The sequence below is a fragment of the Serratia marcescens genome (assembly GCF_001902635.1).
GTDB classification, from domain to species: domain Bacteria; phylum Pseudomonadota; class Gammaproteobacteria; order Enterobacterales; family Enterobacteriaceae; genus Serratia; species Serratia marcescens_F.
Genome location: NZ_MJAO01000004.1, coordinates 143661 through 160474, shown reverse-complemented (window position 1 = coordinate 160474; position 16814 = coordinate 143661). Strand labels below are relative to the sequence as shown.

Below are 16814 nucleotides of genomic sequence, written 5' to 3'. Positions count from 1 at the left end.
TTCATGCCCCCTTAACGCTGGCGAGATAGTCACGCCAGCCGCCAAACTCGGTAATATCCGTGGCGCCTTCCAGCGCCCAGGCTTCGCAGATAAACCCCTTCACCCGCCGGCCGTCCGCCAGCAGCAGCGTGCCAATACCCAAGGGCGCCGGGATTTCCGCCACAAACTCGCCGAAACGGGCCAGCGGGATGTCCCACAGCTCAAGACGGATCGCCGCTCCCTGCGCCACGCGCGCCAGCCCCGGCTTCGGCGGCTCGGTATCGGCCAACGCGTAGAGGCGGTAACAGGGGGCGGTAGCGGTTTGCTCCACCCGCACCGCGTCGCGCTGCGTCAGCTGGGAGTTGAGCGGCATGCCGCTGAGGTGAGCGCCCACTACTGCCAGGCGCACGTGCCCCGCCGACGGTGCCGGCGCAGGCTGCGGCGGCAAGGCCCGGCCAACGGCGCCGAGCGGTAAGGCGCATTGCCGTTGCCAGCGCAGACCAAACGCCGCCAGCGCCCGGTCATGCCAGGCGGGGGCAAGCAGGGTGATGCCCGCCGGCAGACCGTCTTCGCGCAGCGGCCCCGGCAGCGCCAGCGCGCTCAGATCGGCCAGGTTGGTGAAATTGGTGTAAGTGCCGAACTGCGAATTGAACAGCACCGGCTCCTGCGCCATCTCCGCCAGGGTGCGGATAGTGGGTGCGGTCGGCACCACCAGCGCGTCGAACGGTGCCAGCCGCTGGGCGATTTGCCGCGCCAATTCGGCGCGCAGGTATTCCGCCTTGTAGGCGTCGCAGGCGCTGTAGCCCAGGCCGTTGCCGACGATGCCGCGCACCACCGGATCGATGGCCTGCGGACTGTCTTCCAGCATCGGCTCAATCGCCACGGTGCGCTCCGCCACCCAAGGGCCGTAATACAGCTGCTCCGCCAGGGTGCGAAACGGCGCGAAATCGAGGGGTTCCAGCGTGGCGCCGCCCGCCTGCAGCTGCGCCAGCGCGCGGTGAAACGCCCGCTCGGCCTGAACGTCACCGAAAAACTCCAGCTGGGCGGGGATGGCGAAACGCGGCGCGGCGGGAATATCCGCCGGCGCGGTATGCGGATCGGGGCGGGAATACGGATCTGCTTCGTCAAAGCCGCTCGCCAGTTCCGCCACCTGTGCGGCGTCGGCCACCGTCAGCGCGAAGATCGACACCGTATCGTTCAACCGGCAGGCCGGCACCACGCCGCGGTTGGACAACCGCCCCTTGGTCGGCTTCAGCCCCACGATGTTGTTAAACCCGGCGGGCACGCGCCCCGAACCGGCGGTGTCGGTGCCCAGCGCGAACGGCACCAGGCCGCGCGCCACCACCGAAGCGGAGCCGGAACTGGAACCGCCGCTGACGTAGCGGCTGTCGAAGCTGTTGACCACCTCGCCATAAGGTGAGCGGGTACCCACCAACCCGGTAGCGAACTGGTCGAGGTTGGTTTTACCGAGGGCGATTGCCCCGGCGGCGCGCAGGTTGGTGACCACGGTGGCATCCGCCGCGGCCTGATAGGTGAACGCCGGGCAGGCGGCGCTGGTCGGCCAGCCGCCGACGTCGATATTGTCTTTGATAGCAAAGGGGACGCCGAACAGCGGCAGACGGCTGAGATCGCCGGCGACCGCCGCCAGCAACTGCGCGAGCTGCCGATACTGCTGCTCGCGCTGCGCCGGCGTGGCGAGATACAGCCAGGCGTTATCGTCCGGGTTCAGTCCGGCGATCAGCGTTTCGATCGTCGCGCTGACGCAGGCGAGGCGCTCGCCCGCCGGACGGGTTTGATAATGGTGCTGCCATTCACTGAGGGTAAAACCGCACGCTTCAACAGGGTCGCTCATCGGCTGAATTCCATCTGGTACACAAGATGGGATTCAACAGAGCAACCGGCGTGCCAATTTTTAATTTAATGATTTCAATGAATTATAATTAAAACTTATGACAGAGACAGCGAACGGGCTGCACCAGCGGCGCGCAACGGGAGAACAAAAAGAGTGCAATGGCGGGATGACAAGGAGGAAAAATCGGGGCGACGACACTCGCCGCCCCAGGAAGCCGATGCGGATCAATCGTTGATGCGTTTCAAACCGATCGACGTAATGCAGTAGGTCTGTTGCTTGCCCTTCTCCGCCAGCCGCACGTGCTGCATTTCGTTGACGATCGCCAGACGGTTATCCGGCTCCTCATGCCGCAGATGGATCACCTCACCGCCGTAACCCGACAGCGGCAACACCCAGGTTTTAGCCTGTTGATTTTGGCTGCCGATGACGTCGTAGCTGAGCAAGGTGTTGCCGTCCGCATCCGTCACGCTGAGGAAGGTGTAGCTGTCGGCAAAGTAGTGGTGAGCAATCCCCGCCGCCAGCGTCACGGTCACGGTTTTCTTCACCAGATCGACGGCGCAGGTCAGAAACTGGCGATCGCCGATCCCTTTGCCAGCCACGGTAAACGCATTGCCGACGTTAGCGCCCGGCGGCGTATTGTCGGCCGGCAGGCAATCCCGATAGGTTGCCAACAATGGCTCGCGCTGCGGCTCGGCAAAGGCGCCGATCGCCAGATAAATATCGTCCTTGAACGACGACGACGGCGCGTAGTAAGCCGGCAACAAGCGGCGCAAACGCTGCGCCGCCTGTTCCAGGCGCGCCAGCAGCGCTTGTTCGGGATCGCCAGACAGCGCCGGGTTTTTCAACCCGCTGGTTTCGATACGCAGCACGTTGGTTTTGTTTTTGCTATCGATGACACCGGCCGCCGCCGGATTCAAACGCACCCGGCTCGGCTCCACATGGTAAATCTCGATTTCATCGCCCTCGGCAAACGGCAGCTCGTCGTGACTTAACGTAGCCTGAGTGCCCTGAATCTCCTTAGTGAAGCGCACCGCACCCTGCCGATCGCGCAGCGTCAGCCGGGCATAGGTCTCACCGGGGAAGTAGGCGTGCGGCGTGGTACTGGTCACGTCGATCACCACCGCCCCTTTGGCGCGATCGGCGGCCACGGTGGCGAAGACCGCATCGCCCAAACCCAGCAGAGCGATCTCCTGCGAAACGATCGGCGAAGCGGCTTTGCGCTCGAAGCGAAGCGTCACCGCGTTTTTCCCCTGTTTCACCGTCAGGTAACCCGCCGTCGGCCGGTATTTGCGGTCTTTGCCGGTCGGCAACCGCAGGGTGTACACGCCGATCGGCAACGCGTTCAGGGCCAGGGTCGGCGCATCGATACGGACCTTGTGGGCATAGCGCGCCCCTTCCATCAGGACAAGATCCTCACCGTAGATCTGCGCAAAGTCATCGATATCCAGACTCAGGGCGACATCGCCTTTCAGGCCGCTCGCCTTGAGCTGAGAGGAATCGACCAGGCGCAGGGAGGAATCCAGCTTCAGCTGTGCCTGCACCGCCGGCAAACTCTGCGCATCCACCAGTTGATACAGCGGGTACACCGCCTTGGCGTGGCTGAACGCGTTGCGATCGCGCTGCGTTTGGGTGATCACGCCGCCGGTCAGCTCGACGAACGGCGTCACGTCGATTTGCTCGCCGGCCGCGGCGAAGCTTGCCGACAGCAGGTCCAACAAGGCATGTTCGGACGGCACGAAGCCCGGCGTATTGCAGCTTTGGCGATACTGCTGGTTAAAGTGCGTGAAGGCGTTCTTGCCTGCCTTGTCGACCATCAGCATCGCGAAGAACAGCTTGGAGCGCAGATCCCACTGGTTGAGCGGCGTGCCCTGAGCGATCAGATCGACGATTTTCTTCTCGACGCCGGCCGCGTTGCCGTAGTTATACAGCCACCCTTCCTGGTATTTGCGCTCTCCCAGCATCACGTCCTGATAGCAAGCGGCGTAAATATTGTTCCACATCTCACCGGTGGAGAAATATTTGTCGCCCATAAAGTGCCCCTGATAGCCGTGCGCGATCTCATGCAGGCTGCCCCAGTTGCTGTCTTTCGGCGTCAGCCAGAAGCTGCTGACCGAGCTGCTGGTTTCCGCCGTCCAGCGGCCGCCGTAATACGCGGCGCCGGCACCGTGCTTATCGGCCTTCATAAAGTAGCGGTTGCGAACATTGCGATCGGATTCGTGTTCAGCCTCGAACGAGACGCCGGTCAGCGCATTGTAGAAGGTGAAAATGCGGTCATAGTAGGCGATCAACCCGTCGATGTTTTTCGCTTCGCCCAGCGACTTCAGCGCCGGTTTACTGATTTTCGGCACCAGCAACACCGCGTATTCCGCATCGACCAGCGCAAACTCGGCGTCGCGATCGTCCCAGCGGGCGAAGAATGCGGCTTCGTTTTCGCCACGGCGATAAACCGGCAGCGCTTTCGCCGTGTCCGGATACTCGAACTCCAGCGCCGGTTCGCCCTGCCCGTACGGCGTATCGATGAACGGCACCGAGACGGCATTGGCCTGGGCCTCGACCCAGCTCGCGCCGACGCTGAATTCAGCCTCCGTTTTGCTGTCGTCATTCAGCAAGCGCAGCGTGAGCTTGCCGGTAAATGCCGCATTGGTCTGGCGCACGCGCAACACCTGCCCGGCGGCGAGAATGATGCCCAGGTGCTGGCGATCGTGATCGATGCCCTTGCTCATGCCTGCGGCATCCAGCCAGACCGGCCGGGTCAACGTGTAGAGTGATTGGGTTTTCGTGATGGTTGGCATCCTGCTTTCCTCATGGTTGGGGGGATTGAATTGACCATGAAAAAGTAACCGGACGGCCGGCCCGCCCGCCACCGAAGGCGGATGGCTGAGGGCCTGCACAACAACGGTGGGCGGAAGAGCGGCAATAAAAAAGGCGCAACCTTGCGATTGCGCCTTTAGCCTCGCAAGGAGGGGAATTACTCGCCGCGAACGCGCTGCGCCAGCCCTTTGAGGAAGTAGCGCAGCATCTGATCGCCGCACGGGCGGTAGTTCTTGGTGCCTTCTTTGCGGAACAGCGCGCTCAGCTCCGGCTTGGAGATGCGGAAGTCCACCGCGGTGAAGATCTGGTGCATGTCGGTGTCTTTCAGCTCGAACGCCACGCGCAGCTTTTTCAGCACCAGGTTGTTGGTGATCGGCAGTTCAACCGCCGGCGCCGGGAATTTGTCGTCCTTGCCGCGCTTGAAGAACACCAGGCCGTTGAGGAAGTGCGCCATCACTTCGTCCGGGCACTTCTCGTAGCCCGGCTCGCCTTCTTTGATCACGTAAGCGTCCATCGCCGACACCGCCACCTCGAAATCGTCCAGTTTGATAATCTCGACCATTTTGGCGTTGTTAATGCTCAGCATATAGCGCACGCTGCGCAGCACGTCGTTGTTCATCATGGGATTGCATTGCCTTATCTGTTCTAACGGGGACGTGCGCATTGTAAAAAATGCCCCATACCCAAAATAATTGGAGTTGCATCGCGGCGGCAAATTTGTAAGCCCCCCGGAGCATAGATAACTATGTGACCGGGGCGCGCAAATGCAGCCAACAAAGAGGCAGCGCCAAGTATGACGGGTATGGCCGCACACCTTGAATGTGCGGCAGTATAGGGATCGGCAAGGGGTTTCTCAATCGATTTGGCTTTTTTGCTGATACAGCGGGATGTCTTCGCCGATGATGTACTTGTTGCGCAGCAACGACGAGATCTTATCCATGATCATCACCACCACCACCAGGATCAGGGTGATGAACATCACCACGTCCCAGTTCCACAGCCGCATGTTCTCCGCGTACACCAGGCCGATGCCGCCGGCGCCGACGAAGCCCAGCACCGCCGCAGAGCGGGTGTTGGATTCGATCTGGTACAGGCTGAGCGCCAGGAAGGTGGGGAACGACTGGGTGAAGATGCCGTAGCGGTGCTTCTGCAACCCGTTGGCGCCCACCGCCGTCAGGCCGCGGCTGGGGGACTTGTCCACCGCCTCATGCCCTTCGGCGTACAGTTTGCCCAGCAGCCCGACGTCCTGCATCACGATCGCCAGCACCCCGGCCAGCGGCCCCATGCCGACGGCGCGCACGAAGATCAGCCCCCAGATCGCCATGTCGATGCCGCGCAGCACGTCCAGCAAACGGCGCACCACCACCGAGATCGGCCGCAGCAACGGCGTCGACATCACGTTGCGCGCGGCGAAGAACGACAGTGGCAGCGCGATCAGCGACGCGGTAATAGTGCCGGCGAACACGATGGCGATGGTGATGCCGATCTGCTGGAAGTAGTACATGAACGGCCAGTTGACGAAGTCATGCCAGACGAACATGCGCAGGAAATAGCGCCCCAGCTGCTGGCAGCCGTTGATAAACTGCGGCCAGGTAATGCCGAAGACCAGGAAGAAGAACACGTAGTACAGCACGATTGCCAGCGCGATCAGGCCGACGGTACGCAGGTAGCGCCCCTGCTGCGCGAAGATCGCCGGATGCTGCTGTTTCAATTGGCGCAGCGTTTCCGCCGAAGCCGGAGTGCCCGCTATCATTTTGCCCCCTCCACCACGCGCTTGCGCAGCTCGCCCGACACATAGTCGAGCACGGAAACCACCACGATGATCAGCAGTAGCGTCATGCTGACCTGATCGTAGCGGTCGAGTTTAATGTTGGTCATCAGCTCCTGGCCGATGCCGCCCGCCCCCACCAGCCCCAAGATGGTCGACTGGCGGAAGTTGATCTCCAGTCGCATGAAGCTGTAGGAAAGAAACACCGGCTTCACCTGCGGCCACAGGCCGAAACGCATGCGCTGCAGCGGCGTGGCGCCGCAGGCCGCCAGCCCGCGCACCGGTTTGTTGGAAGCGGTTTCGATCGATTCGTAGAACAGCTTGGTCAGGCTGCCGATGGTGTGCAGCGCCAGCGCCAGGAAGCCGGGAATGGCGCCGATGCCGAACGCCATCACGAACATCACCGCCCACGCCAGCTCCGGCATGGTGCGCAAGAATGCCACCAGCGTGCGGATCGCCAGCCGCACCGAGGCCGGGGTATAGGTGTTGCCGGCCGCCAGAAACGCCAGCACGGTCGCCACCAGCACCGAGAAAATGGTCGCCGCCAGCGCCAGCTGCAGGGTTTCCCAGATCAGCGGCAGCTGGATATTCAGGCGGTAGCCCCAATAGGCCAGCGAGCCTTCGGTGCGCCCGTCGGCGAACAGCAGAGGCCAGTGCAGCGTCGGAATGGTTTCGGCCAGGTAGTCGAAGAAGTGCGGAATAGACACCCAGACGGTGTGCAGATTGAACTCGGCGAGGTTGCCGGCGCCCAGGTACAGCACCACCAGCCCGAGCGACCACAGCAGCGCTTCGCGCTTTTGCTTGCTGCGGATCCGTTGGTAATAGTGTGCGAAATCGGTATTCAAAAGAGGTCTTCCATCTTTATGGAACAAGGGGTTCAGCACGCTGAACCCCTTCATTCGGACGGCCGAGGCAGCCGGGAATTAACGGTCGCCTTTAGTCAGCTCGCGCTTCATATCGATGATGTTCTGGTATTCCGCCAGGGTGGTGTCGCCGATGTGCTGCTTGCCGCCCATCGCTTTGATAAAGCACTGGTGATCGTCTTTATCCAGCTTCTTGATGGCGGTGACCACTTTGGCCTTGAAGTCAGCCGGCAGCGAGTTGCTTACCAGGATCGGGCCGTTCGGGATCAGCGGCGACTGCCAGATGATGCGGATCTGTTTCATCAGGTCCGGGTGATCCATACGGATCATGCGGGTGAACGCGCCGCTGGTGTAGCCGGTGTTGTAGTCGCCGATCATCGACGCCCAGGTCACCGCGCCTTCAAACTGGCCGTTCAGCACGCCGAGAATGTCCTGCTCGTGGCCGCCGGAGAAGGTGACGCTGGAGAAGGTGTTGTTGTATTTGTTGTCGACCGTGCCGCCGAACAGCTTTTTAAACGCCTGGTTCGGGATCAGGAAGCCGGAGGTGGAATCCGGATCGGCGAAGCCGATGGCCTTGCCCTTCAGATCTTCCAGCTTCTGGTATGGGCTGCCGGCCTTCACCACCACCACCGAGTGGTAGCCGCGTGACTGGTCGACGTCATCAACCGCGATGCCGACGATATCCACCGCTTTCGGATCCTTGATATAGACCGAGGCGAACGACGACGGCGACATGCTCAGCACCAGGTCGATCTTGCCGCCCAGCAGGCCCTGGATCACGCCGGAATAGTCGGACGAATTGCGCAGTTTGGTGTCGACATTCAGCTCTTTGTCCAGAAATTGCTTCACGCACTGGTTGTCACCGATCTGCTGGGTGGCGTTCTGGCCGCCGAGAATGCCCAGGTTCAGCTCTTTCGGCGCATCCGCTGCGGCAGCATTAAATACCATCATCGCGCCGGCCATCAAGGTGGTCAGACTCAATACTTTTTTCATTAGGTATGCCTTGTGTGTAAAGGGTAAAGGTCAAAAGTGCTTCAATGGATCTGATTGGCTTCCTCGCCATACAGCTGGTGCAGGATCCGTTCGTTCAGTTGCGAAGGATGCCCGTCAAACACGATCTTTCCGTGGGCGATGCCGATCACCCGCGAGCAATACTCTTTCACCAGTTCGACCGAGTGCAGGTTCACCATCACCGCAATGCCGTCTTCGCTGATTTTCTGCAGCGCGTCCATGATGCGGCGGGTGTTTTTCGGGTCGAGCGACGCGACCGGCTCATCGGCCAGCAGGATTTGCGGGTTTTGCATCAGCGCGCGGCAGATAGCGACGCGCTGCATCTGGCCGCCGGAGAGGTTCTCGGCACGCTGCAGCGCATGCGGCAGCATGTTGAGCCACTGCAACAGCTCGATGGCGCGAGCGCGGTCGGCATCATCGAACAGTTTGAAGAAGGATTTCAGGGTGGAGGTGTGGCTCAGGCGGCCCAACAGCACGTTGGTCATCACGTCCAGCCGCGGCACCAGGCAGAAGTCCTGGAAGATCATGCCGCAGCGCGCGCGCCACTGGCGCATCTGGCGGCCGGCAAGCTGGGCGATATCCTGCGCCACGCCATCGTCTTCGAAGTGCAGCATCTCGCCGCAGCTGGAAGGAATGGTGCCGTTCAGGGTGTGCAGCAGCGTGGACTTGCCGGCGCCGGAACGGCCGATCACCGCCACGAATTCGCCGGCGTGCAGATCGAAATTGATGTCGTCCAGCACGCGCTGCTGCGCTTTATAAGCTTTGCCTAATCCCTTCACCGATAACACTTTGCGGGATGCGGCGGCGTGCTGCCCTGGAAAGTCGTGCTGCGCCAATTTTAACAGTGCCTGAGCCATATGATTTCTCTGGTTTCAGTGGCTAATCATTATGGGCACCTATTAACGGATAAGTTTATGACACTGGGATGATGGTTTTATGGCCGGGACGTGACGCGTGCCGCCCCGGCGATCACGTCATTCCAGAGTAAAGAAATCCAGCCCCAGCGCCGCCTTGACCTGCTGCAGCGTCTGCTGACTGACCTGATGCGCGCGGCGGGTGCCGTGCTGCAGGATGCGCGTCAGCTCGCCTTTATCGGCGATGAACTCGGCGCGGCGGGTGCGGATCGGCTCGAGCAGGCTCTGCAGGCAATCCTCCAGCAGCCGTTTGATTTTCACGTCCCCCAACCCGCCGCGCCGGTAGTGCGCCTTCAGATCCGCCACCAGCGCGGCGTCTTCGCAGAAGGCGTCCAGATAGGTGAACACCATGTTGCCCTCCACCCGGCCGGGATCGCTGACGTTGAGATGGCCGGGATCGGTGAACATGCTCATCACCGCCTTATGCACCTCGTCGGCGCCGGCGCCAAGCTGGATGGCGTTGCCGCGCGATTTCGACATCTTGCCCTGCCCGTCCAGCCCCGGCAAACGCCCGACGTTGCTCAACAGCGGCTGGCACTCCGTTAATATCGGTTGGCCGACGATGTGGTTGAGACGCCGCACGATCTCGTTGGTTTGCTCCAGCATCGGCAGCTGATCCTCGCCGACCGGCACGTGGGTAGCGCCAAAGGCGGTGATGTCCGCCGCCTGGCTGACCGGGTAGATCAAAAAACCGGCCGGCAGGCTGCGGGCGAAATCCTTCTCGGCGATTTCGTTTTTCACCGTCGGGTTGCGTTCCAGCCGCGCCACGCTGACCAGGTTGAGGTAGTACATCGTCAGCTCGGCCAACGCCGGCAGCGCCGACTGCAGGCAGATCGTGGTCTTGTGCGGATCGATACCCACCGCCAGATAGTCGGCTACCACGTTGAGCACGTTGGCGCTGATTTTTTGCGGGTTGTTGCCGTTGTCGGTCAAGCCCTGCAGATCCGCCACCATCACCGTTTGGTTATGCTGGTGCTGCAGTTCGACGCGCTGGCGCAGCGAGCCGACGAAGTGGCCTAAATGCAGTGGGCCGGTGGCGCGATCGCCGGTAAGAATGGTGTAGCTCATGACAGTGCTCCTGAAGGTCTGTAGACCGCCGGATCAACGCCACAAAAAATAATGCCGCCAAACCGGCGGCATTAAAAAGAGATGTGAATACTCGTGCCGCCTCAGAAGAGGCGCCACCATGACTGATTATGGGTGGAGTGCATCGATATATTCATGCCATCAAAGTATACCCGCAGCGGCAGCACGTCAATAGCCCGCCGCCGCCGGTTTCTGGAGAGACAATTCAGAACACGATGTCCGCCGCCGGCACGGCGCGGATCGGCACGCCGAAGCTTTCGATATTCGACAACGTCTCGTTATGGTGGGTGCGGATCAGCAGACCGTCGGCATAGGGCTGGTCGTGGCAGGTGTGAGCATCCGCCGCCAGCGTCACCGGATAGCCGTGCGCCGCCGCGCTGCGCACCGTGGTATCGATGCAAAATGGCGTGGAATAGCCGCAGATAATCAGCTGCGATACGCCGTTGGCGATCAGTAGCGCACCGAGCGAGGTGCGCAGGAACGAGTCCGGGGTGGTTTTATCCACCCGGTGGTCGCCCGGCGCCACCTCCAGCGCCGCGAGCACTTGCCAGGCGGCGCTGCCGTGCCGCAGCTCGTCGTCCGGCGTGTGGTGCTGAATCACGATCACCGGCACGCCCGCCTGGCGGGCGCGCTCGCTCAGCTGATTAATGCGCGCGACGGTGCCTGCGGCATCCGCCGGCGGCGGCGTAAACAATCCTTCCTGCACATCGATAATCAACAACGCGGTAGTCATGGCGGCTCCCGAAGAGAAGATAAGTGGCGTCAGCACACCGGCTGGCGCGGACGGAAAATATGGTCGACGCCCTGCTCGCGCAGCCTATTCACCAGATCGTGCCCGCCGTTCGGCGTAGCGTGCGCCAGCTGCCGCTCGGCGGTAAACACCGGGCTGGCCCAGAACAGATTCACCGGGTCACCGTATTGCTGCGGCAGAACCAGATGCGCGTTATGCGGGTAGAAGGACGACGATAAAATATAGCCTTCGTAGCCCAGCGGCGCCACGTCCGATTCCAGCGTATGCCCTTCGCCAATCCAGGTCAGCCGCGCCCACGGCGCGTGCGCGAAGCCGGCCAGCGCGCTGGCCATCTGCACCGCGTTGTCTTCGGTCATATATTGGCTGTCGATAGCGATCGCCATCTCCATGCGGCGATAGCGCGAAGCCTCGTCGTTGAACAGGATCTCCACCCACGGCATCGGCCGGATGCTGACCCCCATGGTGAGGAAGTAATAGATGCCGTCGCGCTCGTGCTGGGTGATGGCCATCGGCGGCCATTTGCCCTGATCGATGGCGTAGTACTTCACCGAAGGGCCGAAATGCGGCTCATAGCGTGCCTGAAAATCGTGCTGCATCTTCGGCCACGGGTTGCCTTCTTCACGCTGCCAGCTGCGCCAGAATTGGCGGGTGCTTTCCGCCTGTGCATACTGGGTGTTGGTCGAGGCCGAACCGAGCGGATAAGCCAGCGGGTTCTCTTTGATGCAGCTGGCGGAATAGCACACCGAATGGTCGATATACAGGCTCCAACCGGGGATCACCGCCAGCAACTGGCCGTAATACCACAGGGCCGCGCCGTCATCGCTTTCGTTCCACACCACCATTAGCCCTTCCGGATTCAGCGGCGCTTCCCCTTCCAGGTTACGACAAAACTCCGCCGCCAGCATCGGCGGTTGCCCTTGATCCAGCGCGGCGCGATCCTCCTGCAGCGGCGCGGCGGCCAGATTGCGCAGCCAACAGGCGCGCACCTGATAGCGATCGCTGTAGGCTTCGGCGGGATAGATGTAAAAATAGGCTGCCCTGCTCCCTTGCTGAACCACCGCGACCAGCGTCTGGTTCTCATTGCTAACTTCAGCAAGTACGTATGACTCGTTCATATCACCTCAATAGGGTCAGGGCGCGGCAGAATAGGCTGCGCGCTAAAATGGAATGTGGCTTTGCCCCCAAGTGTAAAACGCATTACTGGCCGGATCACCCGTAAAAGTCTCAAAAGCGGCCGTAAGCGAAGATAACCAAAGCGTAATTATCGTGGTTGCGGCTTATGACGGCAGCGTGATGCGCCGCACCGCGCGCTGATAGGAACCGTTGCGCATCGACGCACTCAGCACCTTGCCCAAACCGGCGGCGCCCGTTCGCACCAGCCGCCGCCGCAGCGCGCCCGGATGAAAACCAAACTGCCGCTGCGCCCAGTCGGGCAGCAGATCGATACCCGCCTGCATCACCAACCCGCCGAGCGGGCGCGCCAATGCGCTCGGTGCCGGCGCATTCAGCAGAATACGCGCCACCTCCTGAGTGCGCTCGTCGCAGACCAGCTGCGGCCGCATCGCCTGCAGATACTCTTCGACTTCCACGCAGGACTGAGGGATCGCGTTCGCCCCCAGCGCGGCGGCCACGCGCGCCGATTCGCGATAGTATTGGTCCTGCAGCTCGCGGGAGAGATGAGGATTGCGGTAGCGCAGGTGGCTGGCCAGGAAACGGCTGCTTTCCGCCACATGCACCCAGGTGAGCAACGCCGGGTCGCTGGCGGCATAGGGCGTGCCGTCGCTGCCGACGCCGGTCACCCGCAGATGGATAGCTTTTACTTTGGCGATCAGCCGCTCCGCCTCGGCGGTCGGGCCAAAGGTGGTGACCGACACGAACTGGCTGGTGCGGCGCAGGCGGCCAATCATATCTTCGCGGAAATTGGAATGATCCCACACCCCGGCCAGCGCCAGCGGGTGCAGCATCTGCAGCAGCAAGGCGCTGACGCCGCCGCACAGCATCGGGGTGAAATCGCGGTGCACCCGCCAGATGACCGACTGCGGGCCGAACAGCCCCGGATCGCCCGGCGGATTCTCAAAATCGACGCCGCCGAGCGCCAGCCCGGTCAGGCTGAGCACCTGTTTCTCTATCGCTGCGCGTACCGCTTCCATCCTGCTGCCTCCGCCGTTTATCCAGCGGCCAGTATACCACGCGGCGGGCAGCCCATTACGCCCTGCGGCGGTTGAAAGCATTAACTTACTGAATTACAGTTGTTATACCGCTTGCAAAAAGGCGGGCCTATTCGATCCACTGCAGAGGCGCTTTGCAGGGCGTTAACCCACGTTAATTCGGCACTAACCCCACAAAACCTCTATCTAGTTTCGTTCCCTTCAACTTAGATAGCAGAGAGTTCGATGATTACCATCAGAGCACGCGCGGCGGAAGACAACGCGCAATTGGCAGATATCTGGCTGCGTTCGGTACGCGCCACACACCACTTTTTAACCGAAGACAACATCGCTCAGCTGTTCCCGCTGGTGCTGAACGACTACCTGCCCGCGGTCAACGTCTGGGTGGCCGAAGATCGGCCGGGGCATCCCTGCGGTTTTATCGGCCTGAACGGCAATAAGGTGGAGATGCTGTTTATCGACGCCGACCAGCGCGGCAAAGGGGTGGGCAAAGCGCTGCTGACCCACGCGGAAGCGCTGCACGACGAGCTGCAACTGGACGTGAATGAGCAAAACCCGCAGGCCAGCGGCTTTTACCGCCATTACGGTTTTGTCATCACCGGCCGCTCGCCGCTCGACGGCCAGGGCAACCCGTTCCCGCTGCTGCATATGAAGCTGGAAAAACGCTAGCCCGCCCCCGCCGGCCGCCCTGCGGCCGGTTTTATTCCCCCACGTTTCGCCCGCCGCTTAATATATCAAATCAGAATAAGTAATAGATTTTACATTCTTCCTGTCACTATAAACCCTCGGTAGGATTGCCCGATATTCACCCGCAACAGAGGTTCCGTCCGCCACTTCCCGCCGGTTGTGCCCCGCAGAAAAGCCGAACGATCCCTGTCCGGCGCAACGCGCTCCGGACGGAATGCCGTGATGTATCGATAAGGATCCGCTTCGCTATGATCGTTCTTTCGAACGTTTGCAAAACTTTTGACAGCACACAGGGCCGCGTCGTGGCGGTAGATAACGTCAGCCTGGCGGTGGAGGCCGGGCAAATTTACGGCATCATCGGCTACAGCGGCGCCGGTAAAAGCACGCTGATCCGCCTGCTCAACGGCCTGGAGACGCCCACCAGCGGCCGCATTGACGTGGGCGGTTTCGATATCGCCCGTGCTAAAGGCGGCCATCTGCGCCAGGCACGGCTGAAAATCAGCATGGTGTTCCAGCACTTCAACCTGCTGTGGTCACGCACCGTCAGCCAAAACATCGCGTTTTCCATGCAGATCGCCGGCGTGCCCAAGGCGCAGATTAACACGCGCGTGGCGGAGCTGATCGCGCTGGTCGGCCTGCAGGGGCGCGAAGACGCCTATCCGTCGCAGCTCAGCGGCGGCCAGAAACAGCGCGTCGGCATCGCCCGCGCGCTGGCCAACAATCCCAGCGTGCTCCTGTGCGACGAGGCCACCTCGGCGCTCGATCCGCAGACCACCGACGCCATTCTCGATCTGCTGCTGAACATTAACCGCCAACTGAAGTTAACCATCGTGCTGATCACCCACGAGATGCACGTGGTGCGTAAAATCTGCCATCGCGTGGCGGTGATGGAAAACGGCCGTATCGTCGAAGAGGGGCCGGTGCTTGACGTGTTCACCAAGCCGCAGCAGCCGATCACCCAGCAGTTCGTCAAACAGGTTTCGCAATATGCGGACACCGAGGAAAGCTTCAACCCGCGGCTCACCGCCCACCTGCCGGGAGCGGTCTTCAAGCTGACCTTCGTCGGCGTGCAAACCCACCAGGCGGTGATTTCCGAAGTGATTCGGCGCTACGCCCTGACCGTCAACATTCTGCACGGCAAGATCAGCCACACCCTCAACGGTTCGTTCGGCGAACTGTACATCCACGCCGAAGGCAACGAACAACAAGTCGCCGACATGCTCAGCCTGCTGAACGAAAGAGACATCGCCGTCGAGGTTATCCAACATGATTGAAGCCCTGTTCCCCCACCTGCGTCTGGATCAACTGTGGGACGCCACCTGGGAAACGCTGTACATGACCGGCATCGCCGGTTTGGCCACGCTGGTGCTGGGCATCGTGCTCGGCGTGCTGCTGTTTTTAACCTCTAAGGGCCAGCTGTTGCAGAACCGGGTGGTCTACTCGCTGATCTCCGTGCTGGTCAACGTCTTCCGCTCCATTCCGTTCATCATTCTGATCGTGCTGCTGATCCCGTTCACCAAGTCGCTGATCGGCACCATTCTCGGCGCGGACGCGGCCCTGCCGGCGCTGATCGTCGGTGCGGCGCCGTTCTACGCCCGGCTGGTGGAGATCGCGCTGCGCGAGGTCGACAAAGGAGTGATCGAAGCGGCGCGCTCGATGGGCGCCAAAAACCGCACGCTGATCTTCCGCGTGTTGCTGCCGGAAAGCTCGCCGGCGCTGGTTTCCGGCATTACCGTCACCCTGATCGCGCTGGTGAGCTACACCGCGATGGCTGGGGTGATCGGCGCCGGCGGCCTGGGCAACCTGGCCTATCTGGAAGGGTTCCAACGCAACCACAGTGACGTGACGCTGGTGGCGACGCTGACGATTCTGCTGATCGTTTTCGTTATTCAGTTCATTGGCGACACCCTGACACGAACGCTCGATAAACGTTAATCAACCAAGGAAAACGATGATGAAAAAGCACCTACTGATGTTGGCTTTCGCCTCCGTCGCCACCCTCGCCTCTTATGGCGCCGCCGCGGCGACCAAATTGGTGGTTGGCGCCTCCAACGTGCCGCACGCCGAGATCCTCGAACAGGCCAAGCCGATACTGGCGAAGGAAGGCATCGATCTGCAGATCAAACGCTTTCAGGACTACATCCTGCCGAACACCGCATTGGCCAGCCGCGACATCGACGCCAACTACTTCCAGCACGTGCCTTACCTGAACTCGGTGCTGAAAGACCACGCCGACGACAAGAGCTACGACTTCGTCAGCGCCGGCGCGATCCATATTGAACCGATCGGCATCTACTCGAAGAAGTACAAGAGCCTGAAAGATCTGCCGGAAAACGGCAAAATCATCATGCGCGACGCGGTGGCGGAAGAAGGCCGCATCCTGTCTATTTTTGAACGGGAAGGCGTGATCACGCTGAAACCAGGGGTGAGCAAGGTGGACGCGCGCATCGCCGACGTGGTGGAAAACCCGAAACACCTGAAGTTCCAGGCCAATGTTGAGGGCGCGCTGCTGCCGCAGATGTACAACAACGACGAAGGCGACGCGGTGGTGATCAACGCCAACTACGCCATCGACGCCGGGCTGAATCCGACCAAAGATCCGATCGCGGTCGAAAGCGGCGAAAACAACCCGTACGCCAACATCATCACCGTGCACAAGGCCGACGTGAACAAACCGGAGATCGTGGCGCTGGTCAAGGTACTGCACTCCAAACCGATTCAGGACTTTATCCGCGAGAAATACCAGGGCGCGGTGATCCCGGTCAATCAGTAATGGGTTACACGGCCCGGTAAAAGCCGCAATGCCGCTCACTTAAGCCTGAGTGGCATTTTTTTATCCAGCCTCTGGGCGTTCTGTGCAGGGGAATTGCCGTAAATGTCCGCATTTCTCTGTGGCCAATATGAACGGCAATTGGAGGGGCCGC

At 61.2% G+C, this 16814-nt stretch carries 15 protein-coding genes; 4 read left to right on the top strand and 11 right to left on the bottom strand.

The features are described 5' to 3' along the window. Nucleotide 1: 1 nt before the first annotated feature. From atzF to BHU62_RS05235, 11 genes are all read right to left on the bottom strand, one after another. Nucleotides 2-1831 carry an allophanate hydrolase gene (gene atzF / locus BHU62_RS05290; protein WP_073529543.1) on the bottom strand — a complete coding sequence of 610 codons (1830 nt, stop codon included), beginning with the start codon at nucleotides 1829-1831 and terminating at the stop codon, nucleotides 2-4. A 224-nt stretch (nucleotides 1832-2055) separates the two neighbouring features. Further along, nucleotides 2056-4623: a putative mucin/carbohydrate-binding domain-containing protein gene (locus BHU62_RS05285; RefSeq protein ID WP_073529542.1), complete on the bottom strand. Its 2568-nt coding sequence runs from the start codon at nucleotides 4621-4623 to the stop codon at nucleotides 2056-2058. A 176-nt stretch (nucleotides 4624-4799) separates the two neighbouring features. Further along, entirely contained in the window at nucleotides 4800-5264 is a 465-nt protein-coding gene (locus BHU62_RS05280) for a DUF1456 family protein (RefSeq protein ID WP_004939471.1), read from the bottom strand. 231 nt (nucleotides 5265-5495) lie between these two features. Continuing rightward, the gene (phnE, locus tag BHU62_RS05270; RefSeq protein WP_073529540.1) at nucleotides 5496-6395 is read right to left on the bottom strand and encodes a phosphonate ABC transporter, permease protein PhnE; all 900 of its coding nucleotides are present in this window, start codon (nucleotides 6393-6395) and stop codon (nucleotides 5496-5498) included. Further along, the gene (gene phnE / locus BHU62_RS05265; protein ID WP_047728296.1) at nucleotides 6392-7255 is read right to left on the bottom strand and encodes a phosphonate ABC transporter, permease protein PhnE; all 864 of its coding nucleotides are present in this window, start codon (nucleotides 7253-7255) and stop codon (nucleotides 6392-6394) included. Before phnE (BHU62_RS05265) ends, phnE (BHU62_RS05270) begins: the two co-directional genes overlap by 4 nt. A gap of 78 nt (nucleotides 7256-7333) precedes the next feature. After that, the gene (gene phnD, locus BHU62_RS05260; RefSeq protein ID WP_019454696.1) at nucleotides 7334-8266 is read right to left on the bottom strand and encodes a phosphonate ABC transporter substrate-binding protein; all 933 of its coding nucleotides are present in this window, start codon (nucleotides 8264-8266) and stop codon (nucleotides 7334-7336) included. Between the two features lie 41 nt (nucleotides 8267-8307). After that, on the bottom strand, nucleotides 8308-9141 hold the full coding sequence (phnC, locus tag BHU62_RS05255) for a phosphonate ABC transporter ATP-binding protein (protein ID WP_041034041.1): 834 nt from the start codon (nucleotides 9139-9141) through the stop codon (nucleotides 8308-8310). A gap of 117 nt (nucleotides 9142-9258) precedes the next feature. Next, complete coding sequence (trpS, locus tag BHU62_RS05250; protein ID WP_073529539.1) at nucleotides 9259-10266, bottom strand: tryptophan--tRNA ligase; 1008 nt, start codon at nucleotides 10264-10266, stop codon at nucleotides 9259-9261. 223 nt (nucleotides 10267-10489) lie between these two features. Next, nucleotides 10490-11017 carry a cysteine hydrolase family protein gene (locus BHU62_RS05245; RefSeq protein WP_073529538.1) on the bottom strand — a complete coding sequence of 176 codons (528 nt, stop codon included), beginning with the start codon at nucleotides 11015-11017 and terminating at the stop codon, nucleotides 10490-10492. 29 nt (nucleotides 11018-11046) lie between these two features. Continuing rightward, nucleotides 11047-12150 carry a suppressor of fused domain protein gene (locus tag BHU62_RS05240; protein ID WP_073529537.1) on the bottom strand — a complete coding sequence of 368 codons (1104 nt, stop codon included), beginning with the start codon at nucleotides 12148-12150 and terminating at the stop codon, nucleotides 11047-11049. A 162-nt stretch (nucleotides 12151-12312) separates the two neighbouring features. Beyond that, the gene (locus BHU62_RS05235) at nucleotides 12313-13185 is read right to left on the bottom strand and encodes an oxygenase MpaB family protein (protein ID WP_073529536.1); all 873 of its coding nucleotides are present in this window, start codon (nucleotides 13183-13185) and stop codon (nucleotides 12313-12315) included. A gap of 243 nt (nucleotides 13186-13428) precedes the next feature. On the opposite strand from BHU62_RS05235, the gene BHU62_RS05230 reads away from it, so the two are divergent. From BHU62_RS05230 to BHU62_RS05215, 4 genes are all read left to right on the top strand, one after another. Continuing rightward, a complete protein-coding gene (locus BHU62_RS05230; RefSeq protein ID WP_073529535.1) occupies nucleotides 13429-13872 on the top strand; it encodes an acetyltransferase in 444 nt (147 codons plus the stop codon). Between the two features lie 266 nt (nucleotides 13873-14138). Beyond that, entirely contained in the window at nucleotides 14139-15164 is a 1026-nt protein-coding gene (locus BHU62_RS05225) for a methionine ABC transporter ATP-binding protein (RefSeq protein ID WP_073529534.1), read from the top strand. After that, nucleotides 15157-15825: a methionine ABC transporter permease gene (locus BHU62_RS05220; RefSeq protein WP_073529533.1), complete on the top strand. Its 669-nt coding sequence runs from the start codon at nucleotides 15157-15159 to the stop codon at nucleotides 15823-15825. Before BHU62_RS05225 ends, BHU62_RS05220 begins: the two co-directional genes overlap by 8 nt. Nucleotides 15826-15844: 19 nt before the next feature. Then, entirely contained in the window at nucleotides 15845-16663 is an 819-nt protein-coding gene (locus tag BHU62_RS05215) for a MetQ/NlpA family ABC transporter substrate-binding protein (protein ID WP_073529532.1), read from the top strand. Nucleotides 16664-16814 lie beyond the last annotated feature (151 nt).